This is a genomic window from Amycolatopsis sp. NPDC033938, assembly GCF_055575975.1.
On record NZ_JBVIRO010000005.1, the window covers coordinates 404,722 to 422,834 of the forward strand.

Sequence of the window (18,113 nt, forward strand, 5' to 3'; positions counted from 1 at the left end):
TACACATGTAGAGGAGGTCGACATGCGCAAAGCGATCGTGATCGGCGGGGGAATCGGCGGACTCGGCGCCGCCATCGGGCTGCACGGCATCGGCTGGGAGGTCACCGTCCTGGAACAGGCGCCGGAACTCACCGCCGTGGGCGCGGGCATCTCCCTGTGGCCGAACGCCCTGCGTTCACTCGAAACACTGGGCATCCGCCTCGGCAAGCTCCAAGAGCAAGCGTCCGGCGGCCTCCATGACCGGAAAGGCCGCCGCATCACCCGATGGGACGCCGACGCGTTCCGCCGTCACCACGGCCGACCGCTCGCCGCCATCCACCGCGCCGACCTCATCGAGGCACTCCGTGACGCCCTGCCCGCCGGAAGCGTCCGCACCGGCACCGCGGTCACCGACCTCGGCGGTCTCGACGCGGACGTCGTCATCGCCGCCGACGGAATCCACAGCGCACTCCGGAAGCAGCTGTGGCCACGGCATCCCGCACCGGTCTACAGCGGAAGCACGGCCTTCCGCGCCGTGACCGCACTCCCGCATCCGACAGAACTCAGTACGAGTTGGGACGACGGCGCCGAGATCGGCGTCATCCCGCTCCACGACGGCCGCGTCTACTGGTGGGCGAGCTACGTCGCCGAAGCGGGCATCCGGCACGAAGACCCGAAGGCCTATCTCCGTGAACGCTTCGGCGGCTGGCACGAACCGATCCCGGAGCTTATCGACGCCACCACCCCCGAGACGCTGCTCCACCACGACCTTTACCTGCTCGGCACTCCCCTGCCGTCCTACGTGAAGGGGCGGGTCGCCCTCCTCGGCGACGCAGCGCACGCGATGCCGCCGTTCCTCGGCCAAGGCGGTTGCCAGGCGATCGAAGACGCCGTCGTCCTCGCCGCCGCGCTCAGTACCACCGAGGACGTCGACGCGGCGCTGAAGAGTTACGACGAGCAACGCCGCCCGCGCAGCCAGTCGGTGGTCAAATCGTCGATTCAGGCGGGCAAAATGGGGCCACAGTTGAGGAACCCGGTCGCCGTGGCCGTCCGCAACGGTGTGTTGCGACTGCTTCCCGGCGCGCTCACCGCCCGCATCGGGGCCGGCATCAGCGGCTGGACGCCTCCGGTTCCCCGCCGACCAGCCCCGCCTCGTACGCGGTGATCGCGGCCTGCACCCGGTTCCGCGCGCCGAGCCGGTTGAGAATGGTGCTCACGTAGGCCTTCACCGTGCCCTCGACCACGAACAGCTTGCCCGCGATGTCCGCATTGGACAGTCCGGAACCCAGCAGTGCCAGCACTTCCTGTTCACGTGGCGTCAGCTTGCCGATCAACGCCTTCGCCTCTTCCGCACGGGACACCTGGTTACCGGAGAAGCGGGCGATGACCCGCTGCGCGACCTTCGGTGAGAGGAACGCCGCTCCACCCGCGACCGCGTGGATCCCGGACAGCAGTTCGCGCGGATCACCGGATTTCAGCAGGAAGCCGCTCGCGCCGAGGCCGAGGGCGCGTTCGATGTAGGTGTCCTCACCGAACGTGGTCAGCATGATCACCCCGACCTCGGGCAGCAGCCGCCGGATCTCCTCCGCCGCCTTGAGCCCGTCCATGACCGGCATCCTGATGTCGAGAAGCACGACGTCCGGCCTGGTCGCGCGCACCTGCTCGACGGCGGAACGGCCGTCTTCGGCCTCCGCGACCACTTCGATTTCGGCGTCGGCCGCCAGGATCGCCGACACACCGGCCCGGATCATCGCCTCGTCATCGGCCAGCACCACCCGGATCATCCGGGTTCCCCCTTTGCTCGTCCTCACTGATCACGTCTTTCGCCACGAGTTTCCCGTCGGCGAAACACAGCCGATAGGCCTCGTAGTTCAAGTTGAACACGGTGCGCTCGGTGCCGTAGTACTCACATACCGCTCCCGCGGGCACCGGCGGCTCCACCGCCCGCGGCCGCGCGATCCGCTGACCGCCGGGCAGGACGGGCGCGATCTCCGCCCGCGTCTGGCCCACCCTGATCCGCTCGTAGGCTCCGCTGGGGAGTTCGGATCCGTACCACTGGACGAGGAACACCACCCCGCTGATCCCGACCACCAGGCCGAAGAGCCCGATCGGAATGACGATCGCCTGGATCAGGCTGCGCCGCACGTCGCGGCGGGCGCGTTCCAGTTCCCTGGCCGATGTCGACTGCCCGACCTCCGCGTCCATCGCCGCCTGGCTCTCCGGCGATTCCTCCGAAGGCGCCGCGTCATGCGGCAGCGTGGCGCTGACCTCGAACCCGCCGCCGCTCGGCCCCGCGCGCAGTGTCCCGCCGACCAGCCGGACCCGCTCGCGCAGGCCGATCAGGCCACGGCGGCCGGAAGACCGGCCCGGCAGCGGCCCCGCGGGCGGTGGCGCGTTGGTGACCACGACGTCCGTCTGCCCCGCCGAGCGCGTGACCCGGACGGTGACGGCGGCTCCCGGCGCGTGTTTGACGACGTTCGTCAACGACTCCTGGACCACGCGATACGCCGCGCGGTCGACCATCCCCGGTTCGCCGTCGACCTGAGCGTCCACAGAGGACTCGATCAGCACGCCGGAGGCCCTCGCGCGGTCGAGCAGTTCGTCGATGCGCTCGTCCACCGGCTCGGTCGGGGCGTCGTCCTCGCGCAGCACGCCGATGATCTCGCGCAGCCGCTCGGTCGCCGTCGCGGCGCTCTGCCGTAATTCGCCGGCGGCCTGCCGCTGCTGCTCGTCGAGTCCGCTCGCGACCTCCAGCGCCGCCGCGCGCACCGCGATGAGACTCAGCTCGTGGCCCAGCGAATCGTGCATGTCGCTGGCGATCCGGGTCCGTTCGCGCAGCCGCGCGCGGTCGGCGATGAGCCGCTGACGGCTCTCCATCTCCTCGGCGCGGCGCCAGCCGTCGCGAGCCATGTCCTCGCGCTGCCGGACGTAGCGACCCAAGAGCCACGGCGTCACCGACGCGAAGACCAGGATGCCGAGCAGTGCGCCCCAGGACGAGAAACCGTCCTTGCTCCACAGCAGCGCCACGGGGACCGCGATCACGGAGACGACGGTGAACACCCGCAACATCGGCTTCGCCACCGGCTGCCGGTAGCCCGCGAGGTAACTCACGGCGACGAGGAGGAAGCCCTCCCAGATCGGCACCCGGCCGCCGAAGCTGCCCAGCACGATGAAGCTCGCGACCATGGCGATGGCGAGTGAGATCAGCGGGTACCGGCGCGCCACCGCGATCGCGGCCGTGGTCGCGGTGAGCCCGAAGAGCAGTTCCCAGTGCTTCGTGCTGGAGCCGGCGTCGATGGTCACCCAGCCACAGAGCCCGAGCCACAGCGCGACGTCCATGATCAGCCGCCGCCCGCGCCGCACGGGCTCCTCCGCGTCCTTCACAGACTGGGACGCTACAAGCCGTGACCAGCGGTCCGCCATGGACGAAAGTAAAGGTCCCCTGCTTCCCCCGGATCGATGAGGCATGATGATCCACCATGGCCGAGCGCACACTCTCCGGTCAGCTAGGCGGTCCTGTCCCGGCAGGCATCGAAGCGCTGGCCGACCACGAGAAACAGGACCTCTCCGACGCGTTGCGCGACGCGCGCCACCGCCAGGCCAAGGCCTTGGCGGAAGCGGGCGAAGAGGGCCTGAAGTACGTACCCGCCCTTCTCCGTGGCACCGTCCGCCGGGTGGTGGGCCTGTGACCACCGAAAACTTCGCCTCGCAGGCGGAGATCCTCAAACTCGCGCGCGTCCTGGGCACCACGCCCGAGCGACTCGCCTACCTCGATCGCGTGGACGCCGCCGAACTGCAGGCGTTCCGCGAGCAGGTGACGGACACGCTGTTCGACGCCAACCTCGCCGTCCTCGAGCGGATGGCGATGGCGAGCAAACTCGTCCCCGGCCCGATTCTGGCGAAGATCGCCGAGAAGGTCTTCGGCCCGCTTCTGTGCGCGCGGATCGCCGGGCTGGTGGACGTCGCTCGGGGCGTCGACGTCGCGAAGCGGCTGAAGCCGCGCTTCCTGGCCGACGTCGCGGCCGAACTCGACCCGCGCCGGGCGAGCGCGATCATCACCCGGATCCCGCTCGACACCGTCGTCGCGGTCGCCGGAGAACTGGTGCGCCGAGAGGACTGGATCACCGTCGGCCGGTTCGTCGGCCATCTGCCCGATCCGACGGTTCGGAAGGCTCTCGACGTCATCGGCGACGAAGCGCTGATCCGGATCGCGTTCGTCCTCGACGACAAGAGCCGGATCGATCACGTCCTCGGCCTGCTGTCCGAAGACCGGTTCCGTGGCCTCCTCCGGGTCGCGGCCGCCGACGAGGGCCTGTGGCCGTCTCTGCTCGACCTGCTCACCCACCTGAGCGAGAAGCGGATCGAGCAGTGGTCACACCTGCTCGGCGAACTCCCGCCCGCCCTGCGCGAGCGCGTCGAAGAAACCCTCGGCCAAGCCTCCTGATCCCGCCGGGGGAGCAAGGGACCTTTGCTATCGTTTTGAGCCGAAACCGCTGGTCAGCAGCCTCCCGCGCCGCCACACACCGACCGTCAGCGGCACGCCCGGCCGGTACGCGAGATGGGTGACCGAAGGCGCTTCAAGCACCTGAAGGTCCGCCCGCGCGCCGGGCCGGATCACCCCGACGTCGTCCCTCCGCAGAGCCCGAGCGCCGCCCGCCGTCGCCGACCAGACGGCCTCCTCGATCGTCATCCGCATCTGCAGCACCGCGGTCGTCACGCAGAAGGCCATCGACGTCGTGTACGAGCTGCCCGGGTTCGCGTTGCTCGCCAGCGCGACCGTCGCTCCGGCGTCCAGGAGCCGCCGCGCCGGAGCCAACGGCTGCCGGGTCGAAAGGTCACACGCCGGCAGAAGGGTCGCGACGGTGTCCGAAGCCGCGAGAGCCTCGACGTCCGCTTCGCTCAGGTACGTGCAGTGGTCGACACTCGCCGCCCCCAGCTCGACGGCGAGCCGCACGCCCGGCCCCTCCCCCAGCTGGTTCCCGTGCACCCGCAGTCCCAGGCCGCGTTCCCGCGCCGCCTTCAGCACCCGCCCGGACTGCGCCTCGTCGAACGCGCCGGTCTCGCAGAACACGTCCGCCCACCGCACGAGCGGCGCCACGGCGTCGAGCATGTCACCGCACACCAGGTCCACATAGGACTCCGCGTCGGCACCAGGTGGCACCAGATGGGCGCCGAGAAAGGTGACCTCGTCGGCTACATCGGCCGCGATTCGCGCCGAGCGCACCTCGTCTTCGACGTTCAGCCCGTACCCGGTCTTCGTCTCCAGGCACGTCGTGCCCTGCTTCGCCGCTTCGTCGACGTGACGCCGCAGGTTCGCCGCCAGCTGCTCGTCCGAAGCCGACCGCGTCGCCTCGACGGTGACCGCGATCCCCCCGGCGCTGTACGCCTTCCCGGCCATGCGTGCCTCGAACTCGGCAGTCCGGTCCCCGGCGAAGACGAGGTGCGTGTGGCTGTCCACCCAGCCGGGCAGCACCGCGCGTCCCTCGACGTCGATCCGCTCATCGGCGTCGGGCGCGTCCGCCGCCGAACCGGCCCAAGCGATCGTCTCGCCCTCGACGACGACGGCGGCGTCGCGGAGTTTGCCCAGCTCGGTGTCGTTCGTGGTGAGCTCGCCGATACCCGTGATCAGGACTGCCACAATGCCTCGATCTCCTTGGCCAAGACCGTTTCCGGCCGGTCGATCAGCTGGTGCGCGCCATCGCGGACGATCTCACGCCCGGCGACCACGACGTTCCGCACGTCCGCCCCGGAAGCGGCGAAGACCACCCCGGACGGCTCGATTCCCGCGGTCCGCACCGAATCGAGGCCGACGGTGACGAAGTCCGCGCCCGCCCCCGCGGCCAGCTCGCCGACCTCGTGCCAGCCGATCGCGCCGTGCTCGGTCGCCGCCGCGAGCAGATCCTCCGCGGTGAACCGGCCGCGCTGCTCGCTGGCGAGCCGTTCGTTCAGTTCCAGCGCCCTGGTCTCCTCGAACGCGTCGACGACCGCGTTGCTGTCGCTCCCGACGCACAGTCGCACACCCGCGTCCAGCAGCGTCCGTGCGGGACCGATGCCGTCACCGAGATCCCGTTCGGTCGTCGGGCAGAAACAGGCGCGGCTCCGCGCCTCGCCAAGCCACTCGACGTCCTCCGTGGTCAGATGCGTCGCGTGCACCGCGGTGAGCCGCTCGCTGAGCACACCGTGGTCGTGAAGCAGACCTGTCGGCGTCCGGCCATAGGCAGCCAGGCATTGCTCGTTCTCGGCCCGTTGCTCGGAAAGATGGATGTGCAGCGGCCCCGACCCACTATCCACTTCGGATAGTTGATCCTCGGGAACGGCACGCACCGAATGGATCGCGCCGCCGACCCGGAACGTCTCCCGCTCCCGCAATTCGCCGACTCGCCGCGCCCACTTCGCGGCGGACCCGTCGGAGAACCGTCGTTGCACCTCGTCGGGTTCCACGCCGATGCCGCCGGCGAGATAACAGGTGTCGAGCAGGGTGAGCCGGATCCCCGCGTCGGCGGCGGCCTGCCGCAGCGCCTCCCCCATCGCGTTCGGCTCGGCATAAGGCTTTCCGCCCGGCGCGTGGTGCAGATAGTGGAACTCGCCGACACTCGTGTACCCGGCCAGCACCATCTCGGCGTAGACACCGCGCGCCAGCCGGTGGTACGAGTCCGGATCGAGCCTGGACGCGAGCGAGTACATCCGCTCGCGCCAGGTCCAGAACGTCCCGCGATCGTGGTGCGTCCTGCCCCGCAGCGCCCGGTGGAACGCGTGCGAGTGCCCGTTCGCGAACCCCGGCAGCGTCAGTCCATTGAGGACTGTCCCGGCACGGGGCGCGTTCGCCGCCACGGCCGTGATCAGCCCACCGTCGACCTCGATCCGGACGGCGTCGGTGATCCCGTCCGGCAACCAGGCCCGTTCACACCAATATGTCGTCATGTCGACAGTTTCTCCAGGACGTCCGCGAGCGCGCGAGCACCGTGGTCGACATCCTCCGCCTCCGAGAACTCCTCCGGAGAATGGCTGATCCCGGTGGGATTGCGCACGTAGAGCATTCCGGACGGGACGAACCCGGCGAGAATCGCCGCGTCGTGTCCGGCGCCGGTCGGCAGCTCCGGCGGCCCGCCGAGCCAAGTACCCAGGTCACGGCGCAGCGCGTCGTCGAAGACCACGTCGCCCGCGTACGACTCCCTGGTGACCTCGACCCGGCAGCCCTCTTGGCCCGCCGCATCCTCGGCCAGCTTCGCGATCTCCGCGACCAATTCGGGTGTGCCGGCACCCGGCACCCGCGCGTCCAGCCACAGGTCCACAGTGGACGCGATGACGTTGGTCCCGCCGGGAACCGGCACGAGCCTGCCGACCGTGGCCCTGGCGTCGGCCGTCGCCTTCGCCAGTTTCCGCACGGCGAGCACGGTCTCGGCCGCCGGGATCATCGGATCGCGACGATCGCCGATCAGCGTGGCACCGGCATGGTTTCCCTGTCCCTGGAAGGAGAAGCGCCACCGGCCGTGCGCGATCACCGTACTGCCGACGGCGACCGGCGAGCCGAAGTCGATCAACCCGCGCCCCTGCTCGACGTGCAGTTCGAGGAACCGCCCGATCAGACCGAGGCGTTCGGGGTCCCGGCCGACCCGTTCGGGGTCGAGACCGGATTTCGCCGCCGCTTCGGCGAACGTGACGCCATCGGGGTCGCGCAGACCGCGTGCCTTGTCCGCGTCGATGGCCCCGGTCAGCAGCCGCGAGCCGAGGCACGGCACGCCGAACCGGCCGCCCTCCTCCTCGGCGAAGACCACGACGGCGAACGGCTTGGCGGGACGAAATCCCTTGGCTTGCAAGGTCTCCACCGCGTCGAGCGCGCTCGCGACCCCGAGCGGGCCGTCGAAGGCGCCACCACCGGGCACCGAGTCGAGGTGGCTGCCGGTGACGACGGCGTCCGGACCGGGCGAACCCCACCAGGCCCAGAGGTTGCCGTTGCGGTCGGTCTCGACGCCCAGTCCCAGCCGTCCCGCGCGTTCGACGAACCACGCGCGCAGCTCCGTCTCGGCCGCGTCGAAGGCGTGCCGGGAATAGCCGCCACGCTTCGGGTCGCGGCCGACGTCCGCGATCTCCGCCAGCAGCGAGGAGGCGGTCACTGGGCGTCCCGCATCGGTACGCGGACCCCGCGCTCGTCGGCGACGTCGGCCGCGCGGTCATAGCCCGCGTCGACGTGCCGGATGACGCCCATGCCCGGGTCGTTGGTGAGCACGCGCTCGAGTTTCTGCGCGGCGAGCAGGGTTCCGTCGGCCACGCTGACCTGACCGGCGTGGATGGAGCGGCCCATGCCGACGCCACCACCGTGGTGGATCGACACCCAGCTGGCGCCCGACGAGGTGTTGACCAGCGCGTTCAGCAGCGGCCAGTCGGCGATCGCGTCGGAACCGTCGGCCATGCCTTCGGTCTCGCGGTACGGCGAGGCGACGCTGCCCGAGTCGAGGTGGTCGCGGCCGATGACGACCGGCGCCTTCAACTCGCCGCTGGCCACCATCTCATTGAACCGCAGACCGGCGAGGTGCCGCTCGCCGTAGCCGAGCCAGCAGATCCGCGCCGGAAGTCCTTGGAAGGCAACGCGTTCGCCAGCCAGCTTGATCCAGCGGGCGAGCGATTCGTTCTCCGGGAACAGTTCCAGCATCGCGCGGTCGGTCGCCGCGATGTCCTCCGGGTCACCGGACAGCGCCGCCCAGCGGAACGGGCCGTTGCCTTCGCAGAACAGCGGGCGGATGTAGGCGGGCACGAATCCCGGGAAGTCGAACGCGCGCTCGCAGCCGCCGAGTTTCGCCTCTCCGCGCAGGGAGTTGCCGTAGTCGAAGACCTCGGCTCCCTTGTCGAGGAAGCCGAGCATCGCTTCGACATGGTCGGCCATCGACTCGCGGGCGCGTTCGGTGAACTCGTCGGGCTTCTTGTCCGCGTAGTCCTGCCACTCGTCGACGGCGACGCCCTTGGGCAGATAGGAAAGCGGGTCGTGCGCGGAGGTCTGGTCGGTGACGATGTCGACCTCGACGCCACGGCGCAGCAGTTCGGGCAGCACTTCGGCGGCGTTGCCGACCACGCCGACCGACAGCGCGCGCTTCTCCTTCTTCGCGGCTTCCACGCGGCGGATCGCGTCGTCGAGGTCGTCGGCGACCTCGTCGAGGTAGCGGGTCTCGACGCGGCGGTGGGCGCGCTGCGGGTCGCATTCGATGACGAGCGCGACGCCGTCGTTCATCGTGACGGCCAGCGGCTGCGCGCCACCCATGCCACCGAGGCCGGCGGTGACGGTGAGCGTGCCCTTGAGGCTGCCTCCGAACCGCTTCTTCGCGACAGCGGCGAAGGTCTCGTAAGTGCCCTGCAGGATTCCCTGTGTGCCGATGTAGATCCAGGACCCCGCGGTCATCTGGCCGTACATGGTCAGGCCCTGCGCCTCCAGGCGGCGGAATTCCGGCCAGGTCGCCCAGTCGCCGACGAGGTTGGAGTTCGCGATGAGCACCCGCGGCGCCCATTCGTGCGTGCGGAACACCCCGACCGGCTTGCCCGACTGGACGAGCAGAGTCTCGTCACGCTCCAAAGTGGTCAGTTCGCGGGTGATCGCGTCGAAACTGGCCCAGTTGCGGGCGGCCTTGCCGGTGCCGCCGTAGACGACCAGGTCGTCGGGGCGTTCGGCGACCTCGGGGTCGAGGTTGTTGTGGAACATCCGCAGGGCGGCTTCGGTCTGCCAGTTCTTCGCGGTGAGTGTGGTGCCTCGGGCGGCACGGACCGTGCGGGACATGTGCTCAGACCTCCAGTCGGGCCGCGGCGAGGACGGCGCCCGACGCGACGAGTTCTTCGGCGGCGGCGATCTCCGGCGCCAGATGACGGTCGGGGCCGGGGCCCTCGACCTTGGTACGGACCAGATCCCGGACGCGGCCGGTGACCGGCGACGGGACCAGGGGCGCGCGCATGTCGAGCGCCCGCGCGGCGGTGAGCAGTTCGATGGCGAGGACGGTGTTGAGCCCCTCGACGGCCTTGCGCAGCTTGCGCGCGGCGGACCAGCCCATCGAGACGTGGTCCTCCTGCATGGCGCTGCTCGGGATCGAATCGACCGACGCCGGGACCGCGAGACGTTTGAGTTCGCTGACCACCGCGGCCTGCGTGTACTGGGCGATCATGTGGCCGGAGTCGACGCCGGGGTCGAACGCGAGGAACGGCGGCAACCCGTGCGAACGGGCCTTGTCGAGCATGCGGTCGGTGCGGCGCTCGGCGATACTCGCGACGTCCGCGAGCGGGATGGCGAGGAAGTCGAGCACGTAGGCGACCGGCGCGCCGTGGAAGTTGCCGTTCGACTCGACTCGGCCGTCGGACAGCACGACCGGGTTGTCGACCGCGGAATGCAGCTCACGCTCGGCGACGAGTTCGGCGTGCGTGAGACTGTCGCGTGCGCCTCCGTGCACCTGAGGTGCGCAACGGAGGGAGTAGGCGTCCTGGACGCGATTGCAGTCCGGGCCGCGGTGGCTCTCGACGATCTTCGAGTCCTGGAGCGCCGTCCACATGCGCTGGGCGCTCAGCGCCTGCCCGGGGTGCGGGCGCAGGGCCTGGAGGTCGGCGGCGAAGGCGCGATCGGTGCCGAGGAGCGCTTCGACGCTCATCGCCGCGGTGATGTCGGCGGTGTCGAGGAGCCTGTGCAGGTCGGCCGCGGCCAACAGGAGCATGCCGAGCATGCCGTCGGTCCCGTTCGTGAGGGCGAGGCCCTCCTTCTCCGCGAGGACGACAGGCTCGATCCCAGCGTGCTTCAGCGCTTCGCCTGCCGGGACGACTTCGCCCCTGTACTCGACTTCGCCCTCCCCCATCAGCGCGAGCGCGACGGCGGCCAGGGGCGCGAGGTCGCCGGAACAGCCGAGGGAGCCGTACTCGTGCACAAGCGGGGTGATTCCGGCGTTGAGCAGGGCCGCAAGCGCTTGCGCCGTTTGCGGGCGGACGCCGGTGTAGCCGCTGGTGAGGGTGCGGAGACGCAGCAACATCAGGGCGCGCACGACCTCGGTCTCGACGACCGGCCCCGCGCCTGCCGCGTGGGAACGGATCAGCGACCGCTGGAGCGCGGTGCGACTCTCGAGCGGGATGTGCCTGGTGGCAAGCGCCCCGAAACCGGTCGACACGCCGTACGTCGGCGTCTCGGCGTGGGCGAGGTTGTCGATGTGCTGACGCGTCGCGGCGAGGTTCTTCTCGACCGCTTCGCTGACCGCGACGGGCGAGTGGTCACGGGCGACCGCGACGACCTGTTCGGGCCGAAGCGGTTCGGTCCCCAGAAGTACGGTTTCCGGCATAGCCCCATTGGACAACGCCATGCCCGCTGGTGGGCGGCCCCAACCGGTGGTTGTGTCTGGTATCCAAGACACAACGGAAGAGAGCAGGGGACCTTTGCTATCGCCGGCCCACGACGGGAGGGGCTGTGTGGATTTTGCTGCGTCAGATGAAGCGAAATCCACACAGTCGCGGCGCCCACCTGCGGAAAGAGAGCAAGGGACCTTTGCTATCGCTTCTCTCAACGTTGAGAGAAGCGATAGCAAAGGTCCCTTGCTCCCCCCGCTGAACGAAACAGGAGGTCAGCATGGGTGAGAGCAGCGAAGTACCGGCCCTCCGACGCGGCCTCGGCATCCTTCGCGCCCTCGCCGCGCGTCCGGGCCCGGTGTCCGCGGCCGCGATCGCACGCGAACTCGGCCTCCCGCGCTCGACGACGTATCACCTGCTCGCCGAACTGGAGACCGCCGGTTTCGTGGCGCACTTACCCGCCGAGCGCCGGTACGGGCTCGGCATCGCCGCGTTCGAACTCGGCTCGGCCTACCTGCGGCACGATCCGCTGGAAAGGCTCGCCGTCCCGTTGCTGCGCAAACTCGCCGACCGCGTCGGGCACACCGCGCATCTCGGCGTGCTGCACGGCAACGAGTCGCTCTACCTGGTCAAGGAACGGCCCACGCGTCCGGAAACGCTGGTCACCGAAGTCGGTGTCCGGCTGCCGGGCCAGCTCACGGCGTCGGGCAGGGCGATCCTGCGGCATCTGCCGTCGCCGCATGTGCGCGCGCTTTTCCCGGCCGCGTCCGCGTTCGTGTCGCGTACCGGCCGCGGCCCGCGCACCCTCGCCGAACTGCGCCGCACGCTGAACGCGGAGGGCAGGCTCGGCTGGGCGGTCGAAGACGGCCACGTCACCGAGGGATTCGCCTCGGTGGCCTGCCCGGTCTTCGACCACGGCGGCCGTCCGATGGCCGCGATCAGCGTGACCCTGCGCCACCTTTGCCCTGGAACGGAAGGTTGCGAAGAAACCTGGCCTGACCTCGCCGAAGAGGTCCGCGTGACCGCGGCCGAACTGACCACCCGGATCGGGGGTCAGGTGCGCTGAGCGTGCCTTTTCTGGACTCCTTCGAGGCCGAGCATCGCCAGCAGTTCGGCGCAGTCGAGTGCGTCCGAAGAGTGCCCGGCGACGGTCCTTGCGGCCCGGCCGTTCTGCACGGTGAGGCGGATTTCTTCTTCAGCCCGCACACCTGCCATGCGGCTCTGGTCTTCTGCGGGATCGGGACGACTGGAATGCCTGGCCCAGGTCATCTGCTACCTTCTTCCGGCCCTCCGGCGACACGGGGTCGGTTCGAAAGAGGGCCATGGTCGGACACACAGCATGACATCCCACCCCGCGACTGTTCCCGGCGCGGGTGAATTGAGATGAAAATGACCTTGGTTTTACTACTCTCCGTGATCCAAAAAAGTCTCAAGCCGGTCGTTGAACGGCCTCCCGGTGTCCGGTACTAAATGCCCCATTCCCGCCACGACGTCGCGGCGCGCACCGGTCTGTTTCGCGATCTCGTCGGCGATGATTTCGTACTCCCGCCGATGATCTCCGGTCAGCACGAGCATCGAAAAATCCGCTGACGCCAACACATCGAGCGGCAATTCCGCGTCTCCCGGCGGTCGCATCCCGATCAAGGCCCTGGCGCCGCGCCGCAACGTTTCCGGCACCGGATCCGGGATCGGCAGTGGCACACCCGCGAGCGGGAAGAACGCCTCGAAGACCTCGCGAGGGTCTTCCAACGGACCGTCGAGAAACCCTCGCAGCTCCGCGTCCCACGCGTCGACAACCTCGTTCCCGCGGACCACTCCGGCCGCGGGCGGTTCGACCACGGTGAGCGACCGGACCATCTCGGGCCGTCGCGCGGCGGCGAGCATCGCGACGATCGCGCCGTAGGACAGCCCGACCAGATGCGCGGGCTCGTCGAGCAGCTGCTCGGCAATCAGCCCAGCGTCGACTTCGAAGTCCTGCACGCCGTCCGGCGACTTCCCGTGACCGAGACGGTCCGGCGCGAGCAGCGTCCACCGCTCGGTCAACGGCCGCTGCGCCCGCCACGCCTCCCGACCGCCGAGCAGCACGCCGTGGACGAGCACGACACGAGGTCCGGATCCCCATTGATGTACATGAAGCCGCATGCTCCGAGGCTAAGGGTTTCTCTGGAATCAAGTCTGTTCAGCACCATTCGACGGCATCGACCCGAGTCAGCACTCTCGCGGCAAGCCGGAGCTCAGGTTCGGTCGATGCGCTTAAGTCGATCATCACCGCTCCGAATCCGGTCGCCGTGCTCGCGCTGGCGAGGATCGCCTGAGGCAAGCAGGTCAGCGTAGATCAGCGGCGACGGCACGATCCACGACTCCGGCCCGGAAGCCCGCCAGAACCGGCTTCTGATGTGAACGTTGCCGCCGTTCTCCGCTCGCGCCAACCGATGCCGGCCGATGACCTGCACCGGTAGCCCGTGGGCGTAGAGAGTGAGCGAGGCCGGCCGCAGATGCGGATCGATGAGGCTCGCCCCGGCCTCTCCGCCCACCTGGACCCCCGAAGAAAGCAAGTCGGCTTCCGCGTCGCGCCACCACGAGAGGTCGGCCGCGGCGAACTCGCCGAGAGCCAACGAAGCGTCCAGGGTGATCGAGTAAGCCTCCGACCACCGGTCGAGCAACTCGGCTCCGCGGGCGAGCAGTCGCTCACTCCCTCGTTCGTACAGATAGCCGGCGCGGGTGAGCTCATCGATCACCGTCTTGACCGTTCCGAGCGACACGCCGCTCATCTCCGCCAGCCGACGGTACGGAAAGTCGGCGGCCTCCGGCCAGCTGAGCAGGACGAACAGGACCTGAAGACCGGCCCGGCCGAAGGCACCCGCACCCCGCGATGAGGCGCGTCCGGTGGGAACGGCGGGTTTGCGGCGGCCTCGGACGTCGATCAGGACGTCGTCCCAGGCGAGGTGAGTGTTGCCCGCGGTGTCCACGTAGTCGATGCCCCGGACGCGCAGCCGCTCGGCGACCGGTTCACTGAGGTACGTGGTGAACAGCAGCGGCGGCGGAGACGACGGAAAATGGACTGCCGTAGCCAGTTCCGCGCTCATCCGCCGCCTGATCTCGACACGGTATGTCCGGGCGGCGCCGGACCGCGTGGTGAGCTGCATCAGGGCGTCGGCGAGCACTTCACTGCGGAGTCCCAGCTCCTGGAGCCGGGAGCGCGCTTCGGTGTTCAACGAATCATCATGTTCATTCGAATTGAACATGCGTAAATTTTGAACGTGCGGCGACCTTGAAGCAACCCGCCGCCCCGACACGCACGAGCTTTTGTCAAACCATCCTGACCAAACGCGAGAAGCGGCCCCACCCCGAGGGGCAGGACCGCTTCAGCCGTCCAGTGGAGGTGCCGGGAATTGAACCCGGGTCCTCTGGCGTATCACCAGGGCTTCTCCGTGCGCAGTCCGCTATGTCTCTACTTGGCCCCTTCAGTCACGCGAACAAGCTGAAGTGACGAGCCCAGCCACTGTTTGTTTCCCAACCACACCCCGTAGCCGAGTGTGGCGGTAAGCCTCCTAGCTGATGCCGGTGACCGGGTCGGAGGCGACCCCGGACCGACAGAGTTGCTCTACTGCTTAGGCAGCAAGAGCGAACTCGCGCTGGCTCTTAGGCTCGGCGCTTATTGGTTTGCGATGACGCTTACGGTGGTCTCTCGCCTGCACCGGCACGCTTCTCCTGATTCAACGTCCAAAGTCGAAACCGTTCACCCCCTTGTAGGGACCTGTCCATCATAACGCGGACGGCAACAGGGTTATTTCCGGCGGTGGGGCTAGCCCCACCTGCGAGATGCCCGCGGGCACCATGTCATCCGCCCCCTCCGGAGACGATGCTTGTCCCATCGATCCTGGAGAGGAGCACGACCATGAGTTCGCTAGCGGCCGAGCGGGAGCTGAGCAGGTCCGATCCGTCGTTCGGCGGCTCGCTGGCCTACCTGCTGATGAACCTGCCGATGGGCGTGCTGGCCTTCGCGCTCCTGATGTCGTTCTTCTGGCTGGGCATCGGCACGGCGATCATCTGGATCGGGGTCCCCATCCTCGCGCTGGTGATCCTGTCGGTCCGCGGAGCGGCCCGAATGGAACGCGCCAGGGTGTACGCGCTGCTGGATCGCTACATCGACCTGCCGTACCTCCCGTTGCCCGACGGGGGCCAGTCCTCGCGCTGGAAGGCGCGGCTGAAGGACGGCTCGACGTGGCGCGATTTCGGCTACTTCCTCCTGCTCTTCCCGGTCGGGATCATCGAGTTCGTGCTGGTCACGGTGTTCTGGTCGACGAGTCTCGGGCTCGCGGGGCTGCCGATCTACTACCGCTTCCTCCCGGGCGGCGAGTACCGCTTCCCCAGCTGGGACCTGCCGTGGTTCACCGTCGACTCGACGGTGTCGGCGTTGCCTTGGGCGGCTCTCGGCGTGTTGTGCGTCGCGCTCTCGGTAGCGTTGACGAAAGCGCTGGCGGGAATGCATGCCCGGCTGGCGACGGCGTTGCTCGGGCCGACCCACGCCCAGCGCCGCCGCCTGGAGGAGTCCTGGGGCGAGGTTTCGACGATGAGCACGGTGAACGGATGACGATCGACCAGCAGGTGCGGCACGTCGAGATCCCGCGCCCGAGACCACTGAAATCGATCGTCTACATGATCGTCAGCTGGTTCTTCCGGCTCCTCCAGTTCATTTTGATCGTCGTCGGTCTGGCGGTCGGCATCGCGACCGCGGTGGTGTGGATCGGCTTCCCGATCCTCATGGCCACGACCAACTTCATCCGCTGGTCCGCCGACCGCGAGCGCGGTTGGGCGCGGAAGATGCTCGGTACCCCGCTGGAGCCGGTCGAGCGGCTCCCGCTGGAGGGTCTTTCGCTGGTCAAGCGCTGGATGACCCGCCTGACCGACCCGACCACGTGGCGCGACCTCGCCTACCTGATGCTCGCGTTCCCGCTGGCCTGTGTGGAGCTTCCGATCGCACTCGCGTCCATCGTGCTGCTGCCGATGGCGCTCTGGGTGACCCCGTGGATCGCGTGGCTGCACGGCAACCTGGCGTTCTCCTTCCTCGGCCCGAACCGCACCCAGCGGCTGGAGCAGAAAGCGGAGCACCTGCAGGCATCGCGGGCCCGCGGTGTCGATGCCGCCGAAGCCGAGCGCCGCCGTATCGAACGCGACCTGCACGACGGCGCGCAGCAGCGCCTGGTCGCCGTCGCCATGAGCCTCGGCCGCGCGAAGTCGAAATTCGACCACGACCCGAACGCCGTGCGTGAACTGATCGACGAAGCCCACCTCGACGCGAAGCTCGCGGTGTCGGAACTGCGCGACCTCGCCAGGGGCATCTACCCGGCCGTGCTCGGCGACCGCGGCCTCGACGCCGCGCTGTCCGCGCAGGCCGCGAAATCGCCGATCCACGTCGACGTCCAAGTGGACGTCGAACCGCGGCCGCCCGCGGCGGTCGAGACGACGGCGTACTTCATCGTCGGCGAGACACTGACGAACATCGCGAAGCACTCGGGCGCGACCGAAGCGGGCGTGAAGGTGTGGCGCACCGATTCGAAGGTGATCGTCGAGATCACCGACAACGGCCACGGCGGCGCCGAGGTCCGGCCCGGCGGCGGACTCGCCGGGCTCGCCGACCGGGCGGCCACGATCGACGGCGTGATCACCGTCGTCAGTCCGGTCGGTGGCCCCACCGTGATTCGTGCGGACCTGCCGTGTCAATGGTGACCAGCTCGTGAGTGAATAGGCCCTGCCGTTCACTCACGACGCTGGGGGCAGGATGCGGGTTGTCATCGCCGAAGACGCGGTTCTGTTGCGCGAGGGGGTGATCCGTCTGCTCGCCGACGAGAACATCGAGACCGTCGCGGCCGTGGACAACGGCGACGATCTGCTGGGCGCGGTCAAGGAGCACCGGCCGGATCTCGCGATCGTCGACGTGCGGATGCCGCCCACCTTCACCGACGAGGGCCTGCGCGCGGCGCTGGGCGCCCGTGACGCCATCCCCGGGCTGCCCGTCCTGGTGCTTTCGCAGTATGTCGAAGAGAGCTACGCCGTCGAACTGCTCTCCGGTGGCGCAGGCGGCGTCGGCTACCTGCTCAAGGAGCGCGTCGCTGACGTCGGGGACTTCCTCGACGCGGTGAAGCGAGTCGCCGGCGGTGGTACGGCCATCGACCCGGACGTCATCGCGCAGCTGATGGCACGAGGCCGCAAGAACCCCCTCGACGCGCTCACCGCCCGCGAATCCGAGGTGCTGGGGCTGATGGCGCAGGGTCTGTCGAACACCGCGATCGCGAACTCGCTCGTCGTCTCGCACGGCGCCGTCGAGAAGCACATCGGCAACATCTTTTCGAAGCTCGGCCTCGAAGCGAGTTCGGTGGAGCACCGCCGGGTCCGCGCGGTTCTCACGTACTTGGGGCGCTGACCTGCACAAAGAGAGCAAGGGACCTTTGCTATCGCCTCTCGACGACGCTGAAGTAGCTCTTGGTGGCGGAGCCGTCACTCACCTAACATTGGCAGACTGTTGGTGAGCGACGAGCCGAACCGAGGAGGACCCATGACCGGCAGGCCCTCCCACAGCGTCCGCTTCTTCGGCGGTCCGCTCGACGGACGTGTCCAGGAGCTCGGCGACACCGAGCCGATCGCGGGCACCGTCCTCAAACACGTCCATCTGCACGACGGGCCGAAGATCGAGACCCGCTACGAACTCGGCCTCGCCGAGGACGACTGCTGGGAGTTCCGGCTGTGCGCCGCCCCGGTTCCGGAGCCCGCGCCACGGCCGGAGCCGGAACCCGACGGCGTGGGGTAGGGAAAACTCCACCTTCGAAGGGCGAAAA

At 69.0% G+C, this 18,113-nt stretch carries 18 protein-coding genes and 1 other RNA gene; 8 read left to right on the forward strand and 11 right to left on the reverse strand.

Annotated elements, in window-relative coordinates; all coding sequences use genetic code 11:
* Positions 1-22: 22 nt before the first annotated feature.
* Positions 23-1,144: an FAD-dependent monooxygenase gene (locus ACZ5ZX_RS17675; protein ID WP_465503061.1), complete on the forward strand. Its 1,122-nt coding sequence runs from the start codon at positions 23-25 to the stop codon at positions 1,142-1,144.
* Here the strand turns inward: ACZ5ZX_RS17675 and ACZ5ZX_RS17680 are convergent.
* The gene (locus ACZ5ZX_RS17680) at positions 1,089-1,763 is read right to left on the reverse strand and encodes a response regulator transcription factor (RefSeq protein ID WP_465503062.1); all 675 of its coding nucleotides are present in this window, start codon (positions 1,761-1,763) and stop codon (positions 1,089-1,091) included. The genes ACZ5ZX_RS17675 and ACZ5ZX_RS17680 overlap by 56 nt on opposite strands.
* Positions 1,738-3,342: a sensor histidine kinase gene (locus ACZ5ZX_RS17685; protein WP_465503114.1), complete on the reverse strand. Its 1,605-nt coding sequence runs from the start codon at positions 3,340-3,342 to the stop codon at positions 1,738-1,740. Before ACZ5ZX_RS17685 ends, ACZ5ZX_RS17680 begins: the two co-directional genes overlap by 26 nt.
* A gap of 116 nt (positions 3,343-3,458) precedes the next feature.
* On the opposite strand from ACZ5ZX_RS17685, the gene ACZ5ZX_RS17690 reads away from it, so the two are divergent.
* Both ACZ5ZX_RS17690 and ACZ5ZX_RS17695 read left to right on the forward strand, forming a co-directional pair.
* Positions 3,459-3,668, forward strand: coding sequence for a hypothetical protein (locus tag ACZ5ZX_RS17690; protein ID WP_061981192.1), 210 nt, complete (start codon positions 3,459-3,461; stop codon positions 3,666-3,668).
* Positions 3,665-4,423: a hypothetical protein gene (locus ACZ5ZX_RS17695; RefSeq protein ID WP_465503063.1), complete on the forward strand. Its 759-nt coding sequence runs from the start codon at positions 3,665-3,667 to the stop codon at positions 4,421-4,423. The genes ACZ5ZX_RS17690 and ACZ5ZX_RS17695 overlap by 4 nt, the downstream gene beginning before the upstream one ends.
* 27 nt (positions 4,424-4,450) lie before the next feature.
* Here ACZ5ZX_RS17695 and hutI read toward each other — a convergent pair whose 3' ends face one another.
* From hutI to hutH, 5 genes are read right to left on the reverse strand one after another with little or no spacing between them, the layout of a single operon-like run.
* A complete protein-coding gene (gene hutI, locus ACZ5ZX_RS17700; protein ID WP_465503064.1) occupies positions 4,451-5,617 on the reverse strand; it encodes an imidazolonepropionase in 1,167 nt (388 codons plus the stop codon).
* Positions 5,605-6,900, reverse strand: coding sequence for a formimidoylglutamate deiminase (locus tag ACZ5ZX_RS17705; RefSeq protein WP_465503065.1), 1,296 nt, complete (start codon positions 6,898-6,900; stop codon positions 5,605-5,607). Before ACZ5ZX_RS17705 ends, hutI begins: the two co-directional genes overlap by 13 nt.
* A complete protein-coding gene (locus ACZ5ZX_RS17710) occupies positions 6,897-8,093 on the reverse strand; it encodes an allantoate amidohydrolase (protein WP_465503066.1) in 1,197 nt (398 codons plus the stop codon). Before ACZ5ZX_RS17710 ends, ACZ5ZX_RS17705 begins: the two co-directional genes overlap by 4 nt.
* Positions 8,090-9,742, reverse strand: coding sequence for a urocanate hydratase (hutU, locus tag ACZ5ZX_RS17715; RefSeq protein WP_465503067.1), 1,653 nt, complete (start codon positions 9,740-9,742; stop codon positions 8,090-8,092). The genes ACZ5ZX_RS17710 and hutU overlap by 4 nt, the downstream gene beginning before the upstream one ends.
* A 4-nt stretch (positions 9,743-9,746) precedes the next feature.
* Complete coding sequence (gene hutH, locus ACZ5ZX_RS17720) at positions 9,747-11,273, reverse strand: histidine ammonia-lyase (RefSeq protein WP_465503068.1); 1,527 nt, start codon at positions 11,271-11,273, stop codon at positions 9,747-9,749.
* 284 nt (positions 11,274-11,557) lie between these two features.
* Between hutH and ACZ5ZX_RS17725 the strand changes: the two genes are divergently transcribed.
* Positions 11,558-12,343: an IclR family transcriptional regulator gene (locus tag ACZ5ZX_RS17725; RefSeq protein WP_465503069.1), complete on the forward strand. Its 786-nt coding sequence runs from the start codon at positions 11,558-11,560 to the stop codon at positions 12,341-12,343.
* Here ACZ5ZX_RS17725 and ACZ5ZX_RS17730 read toward each other — a convergent pair.
* The 4 genes from ACZ5ZX_RS17730 to ssrA form a co-directional block, all read right to left on the reverse strand.
* The gene (locus ACZ5ZX_RS17730; RefSeq protein ID WP_061981184.1) at positions 12,331-12,546 is read right to left on the reverse strand and encodes a hypothetical protein; all 216 of its coding nucleotides are present in this window, start codon (positions 12,544-12,546) and stop codon (positions 12,331-12,333) included. The genes ACZ5ZX_RS17725 and ACZ5ZX_RS17730 overlap by 13 nt on opposite strands.
* Before the next feature lie 135 nt (positions 12,547-12,681).
* Positions 12,682-13,419 carry an alpha/beta fold hydrolase gene (locus tag ACZ5ZX_RS17735; RefSeq protein ID WP_465503070.1) on the reverse strand — a complete coding sequence of 246 codons (738 nt, stop codon included), beginning with the start codon at positions 13,417-13,419 and terminating at the stop codon, positions 12,682-12,684.
* Between the two features lie 92 nt (positions 13,420-13,511).
* On the reverse strand, positions 13,512-14,492 hold the full coding sequence (locus ACZ5ZX_RS17740) for a type IV toxin-antitoxin system AbiEi family antitoxin (RefSeq protein WP_465503071.1): 981 nt from the start codon (positions 14,490-14,492) through the stop codon (positions 13,512-13,514).
* A gap of 159 nt (positions 14,493-14,651) precedes the next feature.
* Positions 14,652-15,024: a transfer-messenger RNA gene (ssrA, locus tag ACZ5ZX_RS17745) on the reverse strand.
* A gap of 151 nt (positions 15,025-15,175) precedes the next feature.
* Between ssrA and ACZ5ZX_RS17750 the strand changes: the two genes are divergently transcribed.
* The 4 genes from ACZ5ZX_RS17750 to ACZ5ZX_RS17765 all read left to right on the forward strand — a co-directional run bounded on the left by ACZ5ZX_RS17750 (position 15,176) and on the right by ACZ5ZX_RS17765 (position 18,085).
* Positions 15,176-15,871 (forward strand): sensor domain-containing protein, encoded by a 696-nt coding sequence (locus ACZ5ZX_RS17750; protein WP_465503072.1) that lies wholly within the window; start codon positions 15,176-15,178, stop codon positions 15,869-15,871.
* On the forward strand, positions 15,868-17,007 hold the full coding sequence (locus ACZ5ZX_RS17755) for a sensor histidine kinase (protein WP_465503073.1): 1,140 nt from the start codon (positions 15,868-15,870) through the stop codon (positions 17,005-17,007). Before ACZ5ZX_RS17750 ends, ACZ5ZX_RS17755 begins: the two co-directional genes overlap by 4 nt.
* A 52-nt stretch (positions 17,008-17,059) precedes the next feature.
* Positions 17,060-17,701 carry a response regulator transcription factor gene (locus ACZ5ZX_RS17760; protein ID WP_465503074.1) on the forward strand — a complete coding sequence of 214 codons (642 nt, stop codon included), beginning with the start codon at positions 17,060-17,062 and terminating at the stop codon, positions 17,699-17,701.
* Between the two features lie 132 nt (positions 17,702-17,833).
* Entirely contained in the window at positions 17,834-18,085 is a 252-nt protein-coding gene (locus ACZ5ZX_RS17765; protein WP_465503075.1) for a hypothetical protein, read from the forward strand.
* The last annotated feature ends 28 nt before the right edge of the window (positions 18,086-18,113 follow it).